Here is a 6,253-nt window from a genome sequence, read left to right as displayed (position 1 = left end):
GAGTTACCGGCGCGCGCAGGGCAGCCTGAACGCTCTGGCCGAGCCGGCGGTGGGCGCGACGCTCGGCCGCCTCAGGGAAGCCCAGGACGCGATGGCGGCCCTCCGCCCCCGCGTCGACGAGGCCCTCAGGCAGCCGAAGGCCCGGCGTGACCCGGCGCTTCTGCCCGCCGCGATGTCCGCCTTCCAGGGTCTGGTGGATGCGCTGACGGCCACGCTGAAGACGGTCGACGCGGCCATTCCCCGGTCCGATCCCGTCCTGCAGCGCTATCTCGCCCTCAAGCAGGCGGCCTGGGAGACGCGCGTCGCCAGCGGCAACGTCGCGGTGCGGGTGCAGGCGTCCCTGGTTGCCGGGACATCGTGGTCCCTGCCCGAGACGGTCGCCGCGGCGGAAGAGCGGGCCGAGCTGATGACCGCGTGGCGGCGCACGACCGAGGCCGCGATCGACGTCTCGGAGACGGTGCGGGCCGCGTTCGAGAGGGCGAAGGCCAGCAATTTCGAGGGCGACTCGAAGGCCATCGCGCAGGCGGTCTTCGACGCGCTCAGCACGCATACGGCCCCGAACCACACGTTCGACGAGCTGCGGCAGCGCAACACCGAGAACCAGCGCTTCCTCGTCGCCCTGAGCGATGCGGCCCTCGACGCGATGGTGGCGCGCGCCGAGACCCTCGCCGACGCGGCGCGGAGCGACGTCGAACGCAGCGTCGCGGCGTTGCTGGCGGTGATCCTGCTGGTGTCGCTCGGCCTGTGGACCCTGTTCGGCGGCGTGCTGCACCCGCTCCGGGCGCTGACGGCGGCGATGCAGGCGCTGGCGGAGGGGGAGGCCTCCGTCACGGTTCCCGCGCGCACCTACCGCAACGAGATCGGCGCGATGGCGCGAGCCGTCCAGGTATTCAAGGACAACCTCATCCGCAGCCGCCGGATCGAAGCCGAAGCCGCCGAGGGCCGGAGGGCGGCCGAGGAGCGGCGCAGGACCGGCCTGCGGGAGATGGCCGAGCGGTTCGAGCGCACGGTCGGCGGCTTCATCGGTCAGGTCTCCGACTCGGCAACCGTCCTGCAGGGCACGGCCCAGACCATGACGGCGACCGCGACCCAGACGGCGAGCCAGTCCAGCGCGGTGGCGGCCGCCGCCGAGCAGGCCGCCGCCAACGTCAACACCGTCGCGGCCGCGGCCGAGGAACTCGGCACGTCCGTGGAGGAGATCGGCAGGCAGGTCGAGGGATCGACCAAGCTCGCCCAGGGGGCGGTCTCGGAGGCGGGACAGACGGGCGCCCTGGTCCGGGAGCTGAGCGGCGCGGTGGCGCGGATCGGCGACGTGGTCGGGCTGATCACCGCGATCGCCGGCCAGACCAACCTGCTGGCGCTCAACGCCACGATCGAGGCGGCCCGCGCCGGCGAGGCGGGCCGGGGCTTCGCGGTCGTCGCCACCGAGGTGAAGGACCTGGCCGCGCAGACCGCGAAGGCCACCGAGGAGATCGCCGGCCAGATCGCCGGCATCCAGGGGGTGACCGGCGAGGCCGTTTCGGCGATCGGCACGATCACGGAGCGGATCCGGGAGATCAGCGGGGTGGCGACCTCGATCGCCGCGGCGGTCGAGGAGCAGGGATCGGCCACCCGGGAAATCGTCCGCAACATCGGGCAGGCGGCCGTCGGCACCGGCGCGGTGACCAGCACCATTCTCGGGGTCGCCGGGGCCGCCGGGGAGACCGGCCGGGCGGCCGACGCGGTGCTCGCGGCGGCGTCCGCGCTGTCGCGCCAGTCCGAGCATCTCACGGCAGAAGTCACGCGCTTCCTCGACACCGTCCGCGCCGCCTGACCGGAGGGCTTGGGGCCTCCGGGGCGTCCCCGCCCCGATCTTGCCCGGTTAGGGGAGTCTTACGGCTCCTACGCTACAGCGCGTGGAACGGGCGGGCCGTTTCCGCCGCTCATGAGACGCCGTCCATGGCCGTGATCGCCGCCTTCGTCATCAATGCGGGGCTCAACTTCGCCCTCGGGCTGCTGATCGCGAAGCTCCTGGGACCCGCCGATTTCGGCCGGTTCGCCCTGGCGACCACGGGGGCGATCGTCCTCAACACGGTGCTGTTCGAGTGGCTGCGCCTGTCGGCGACGCGGTTCTACTCGGGCCGCGTGCGCGTCGACGAGCCGTGGATCCGCCACGGACTCGACCGGGCCTATCTGCGTATCGGCCTGCTGCTCTTGGCCGCCGCCGCCCTGTGCGGCGCCTTCGGCTTCGCCGGCGGGGCGGACGGGCGTGAGGCGGTGCTGTGCGGAACCGGTCTCGCGGCCCTGGGCATCGGCGTGTTCGACTACCACGCGGCCCTCGCCCGGGCGCGGTTCGACGGCAGGCTCTATCTCGGCCTCGTGGCGGTGAAGAACGTCCTGTCCTTCGCCATGATGGCGGCGGCGGCTTGGTGGCTGCCCCAGCCGGCCTGGGTGCTGGCGGCGGCCGGGATCAGCCAGCTCCTTGCGGTGGTGCTGCTGCGCCACCCCCTGCGCGACCCGCGCACGCCCTTCGAGCGGCCGCGCCTTTCGGCGACCTGGCGGGTCTTCGCGCGCTACGGCCTGCCGCTGATCGCCGCCAACACGGCCTATCAGTGCCTCGCCTTCGTCAATCGGGGCGCCATCGCGGGCCATGCCGGCTTTGCCGAGGCCGGCTACTTCGCCCTGGCCGCCGACGTCACGTCGCGTGCGCTGATGACGCTGGGCACCGCCCTGGACCTGCTGCTGTTCCAGCTCGCCGTGCAGGCCGAGGAGCAGAGCGGCCGCGCCGCCGCCGAGGCGCAGGTCGCCGCCAATGCCGGCACCGTGTTCGCGCTGCTGGCGCCCTGCGCGGTCGGCTTCTGGGCGGTGCTGCCGGCGCTCCAGGGGCTGGTGGTGCCGGACGCCTATCGCGGGCCGTTCGAGACCTACAGCACCGTGCTGATGCCGGGCCTGTTCTGCCTGTCCATGATGTTCTACGCCCTCAATCCGGTCTTCCAGATCCGCCGCCGGACCCTGCCGGTGGTCGCCGCCGCCCTGGTGGGCCTCGCGGTCAACGGCGCCGGCCTGCTGGTCCTGCCGGATCGGATGGGCGGGCTCGGCGTCGCGCTGGCGCAGAGTGCGGGTCTTGCCGCCGCCGGATCGTGGCTCGGCTGGCGCGCCCTCATCGGCCCGGAGCGCATCGCGCTGCCCTGGGGTGAGATCGGCGTCGCGGCCCTCGCCTGCGCGGCGATGGGTCTGGCCCTCGCGCCGTTCCGGCACCTGCCGCCCGCCGCCGCGCTGGCGATCCTGGTTCCGGCCGGGATGGCGCTCTACGGAGCGCTCGTCTGGATCTTCGACATCGCCGGCCTGCGTCGTGAGATCCTGGCCCGCCTGCGTCCGGCCCGGACGGCCGCGGCGGAATAGGGCTCACGGCAGGGCCGCTTTCCCGGCGAAACCCGGCCACTGAAACCCCGCGACGCCACCTCCGCTTGAATCCGTCGGCGGTTCCGGCGAAACCGGCCCTGGAACAGGTCCAAAGAACCGGGACGGAAACGATGGGCGCCTACGAGCCCGCCACCGAGGCGGAGGCCGGGGAGATCGTGCGGGCCGCCGCCGGACGCGGCGAGCGGCTGCGGCTTTCCGGCGGCGGCACCGCCGCAGGCCTCGGCCGGCCCGCGCAGGACAGCGCGACGCTCTCCGCGCGGGCGCTGACCGGCGTGACGCTCTATGAGCCCGCCGAGATGGTAGTGGCGGCCCGGGCCGGCACCCCGCTCGCCGAGGTCGAGGCGCTCCTCGCGACCCGGGGCCAGATGCTGCCCTTCGAGCCGATGGATCTGCGCGGCCTCTATGGCAGCACAGGCGAACCGACCCTCGGGGCCGTGGCGGCGATCAACAATGCCGGGCCCCGGCGGATCAATGCCGGGGCGGCCCGGGACAGCCTGATCGGCGTCCGCTTCGTCAATGGGCGGGGCGAGGCGATCAAGTCGGGCGGCCGGGTGATGAAGAACGTCACCGGGCTCGATCTCGTGAAGCTGATGGCCGGCGCCCACGGCACGCTGGGCCTGCTCACGGAGGTCACCTTCAAGGTTCTGCCCGCCTGCGAGCGCGTCGCCACCCTGGTCTTCTCCGGGCTGGACGATGCTCGGGCGGTGACGGCCCTGTCGGAGGCTCTGGGCTCGCCCTTCGAACTCACCGGGGCGGCGTATCTGCCGGCGGGGATCGGCGCCCCGGAGGCGCGGACCCTGATGCGCCTCGAAGGCTTTTCGGATTCCATCGACTACCGCACCGGTGAGCTGCGCCGCCTGCTGAAGCGCTACGGCCAGCCCGCGATCGTGGACGGCGAGGCCGGTACCGCCCTCTGGCGGTCCGTGCGCGATGCTGCCCCCCTGGCCGAGCCCCGGGAGGCCGCCCTCTGGCGGATCTCCACCGCTCCGACCCACGGGCCGGCCCTGGCCGCGGCCATCGCGGCCGAGCGTGACGCGCGCTGGTTCTTCGACTGGGGGGGCGGCCTGATCTGGCTCGCCACCGGCTCGGAGGGCGATGCCGGGGCCGGGACGGTGCGCCGGGCCGTGCAGGCCCAGGGCGGCCACGCCACGCTGGTGCGCGCCCCCGACRCCGTGCGCGCCGCCGTGCCGGTGTTCCAGCCGCTGGCCGAGCCGCTGATGCGGCTCACCGCAGGCATCAAGGCGGCGCACGACCCCGCCGGGCTGCTGAACCCGGGCCGGATGTACGCGGGGCTTTGAATTTCCCGCCCCCTCGCGGGGCGGGGTCAGGGGTGGAGGTGGTTCAGGACCGCGCGCCGCGGTGCCTCCTGCGCCGCCCCCGCCGGGGATCCCGGATCCTCGAACGTCTCCCCGCGAGGGGCGAGGAGAGCAGGCAGGAAGAGACCGTGCAGACCAACTTCGCCCCCGCCCAGCTCGCCGATCCCGCCATGGCGGCCTCGGAAAAAATCCTGCGGACCTGCGTGCATTGCGGCTTCTGCACGGCGACCTGCCCGACCTACCTGCTGCTCGGCGACGAACTCGATTCCCCTCGCGGCCGGATCTACCTCATCAAGGACATGCTGGAGGGCGGCAAGCCGGCCTCGCAGGAGGTGGTCAAGCACGTCGACCGCTGCCTCTCCTGCCTGTCTTGCATGACCACCTGCCCGTCCGGGGTGCACTACATGCACCTCGTCGACCACGCCCGGGCGCATATCGAGAAAACCTACGCGCGGCCGGCCGGAGACCGGTTCCTGCGCGCGGTGCTCGCCCAGGTCCTGCCCTACCCGAACCGCTTCCGCCTCGCCCTGGCGGCGGCGAAGCTCGGCGCCCCGTTCCGGAGCCTGGTGGCCCGGCTGCCGCGGATCGGCAACCGCCTCGCCGCGATGCTCGACCTCGCCCCGGCCGGCATGCCGCCCCGGGAGCCGACCAACCGGCCCGGCCGGTTCCCGCCGCGGGCGATGCAGGCCGCCCGGCGCGTCGCCCTGCTGCGCGGCTGCGCCCAGAGCGTCCTGAGGCCAGACTTCAACGCTGCGGCGATCCGGCTGCTCAACCGGCACGGCATCGAGGTGGTCCATGCCAACGAGGGCTGCTGCGGGGCGCTGACCCACCACATGGGCAAGGAGCATTCGGCCCACGCCCTTGCCAAGCAGACGATCGACGCCTGGGACACCGAGATCGCCAAGGGCCTCGATGCAATCCTGGTGACGGCGTCGGGCTGCGGCACGACCATCAAGGATTACGGCTTCATGTTCCGCGACGACCCCGCCTATGCCGAGAAGGCCCAGCGGGTCTCGAGCCTGGCCAAGGACATCACCGAATACGTGGCCCTGCTGGACCTCGCGCCGGTCGCCGAGAACGACCTCGTGGTGGCCTATCACTCGGCCTGCTCGATGCAGCACGGCCAGGGCATCCGCCTGGAGCCCAAGACCCTGCTCAAGCGCGCCGGCTTCACCGTCAAGGACGTGCCCGAGGGCCACATCTGCTGCGGCTCGGCGGGGACCTACAACATCCTTCAGCCGGAGCTGGCCCTGAAGCTGCGCGCCCGCAAGGTCGCCAACATCGAGCGCGTGCGGCCCGACGTCATCGCCACGGGCAACATCGGCTGCGCCACGCAGATCGGGAAAGGAACCGGCATCCCGATCGTCCATACGGTCGAGCTGCTCGACTGGGCGACCGGCGGCCCGAAGCCGGCGGCGCTCGACGGCGTGGGTCCGCGGCTCGAAGCGGCGGAATAGGGTCCTCTCGACCGGGCCGCGGACCCGTCATCGCGCGCGCCGCGAGCGACCCAGGGACGCCCGACGGCCCGGGTTCGC

The 6,253-nt window shown here is 73.2% G+C and carries 4 protein-coding genes; all 4 read left to right on the top strand.

Features of this window, described 5'->3' with window-relative positions; all coding sequences use genetic code 11:
• Window positions 1-1,813: methyl-accepting chemotaxis protein (locus AC1DXK_RS21395; RefSeq protein WP_477298997.1), on the top strand; the 1,813-nt coding region annotated here is incomplete at its 5' end.
• A gap of 125 nt (window positions 1,814-1,938) precedes the next feature.
• Entirely contained in the window at window positions 1,939-3,381 is a 1,443-nt protein-coding gene (locus AC1DXK_RS21390; protein WP_477298995.1) for a lipopolysaccharide biosynthesis protein, read from the top strand.
• Window positions 3,382-3,512: 131 nt separating this feature from the next.
• Window positions 3,513-4,700 (top strand): FAD-binding protein, encoded by a 1,188-nt coding sequence (locus AC1DXK_RS21385; protein WP_477298993.1) that lies wholly within the window; start codon window positions 3,513-3,515, stop codon window positions 4,698-4,700.
• 146 nt (window positions 4,701-4,846) lie between these two features.
• A complete protein-coding gene (glcF, locus tag AC1DXK_RS21380; RefSeq protein WP_457107459.1) occupies window positions 4,847-6,175 on the top strand; it encodes a glycolate oxidase subunit GlcF in 1,329 nt (442 codons plus the stop codon).
• Window positions 6,176-6,253: the final 78 nt, after the last annotated feature.

This window comes from Methylobacterium sp. P3_A11 (assembly GCF_056403155.1).
The sequence above is the reverse complement of the archived record's forward strand: the minus strand, read 5'-3'. Positions and strand labels throughout refer to the sequence as shown.

Coding starts and splice junctions, on each gene's coding strand:
- AC1DXK_RS21390 (WP_477298995.1), top strand. CDS start 1,939: ATGGCCGTGATCGCCGCCTTCGTCATCAATGCGGGGCTCAACTTCGCC.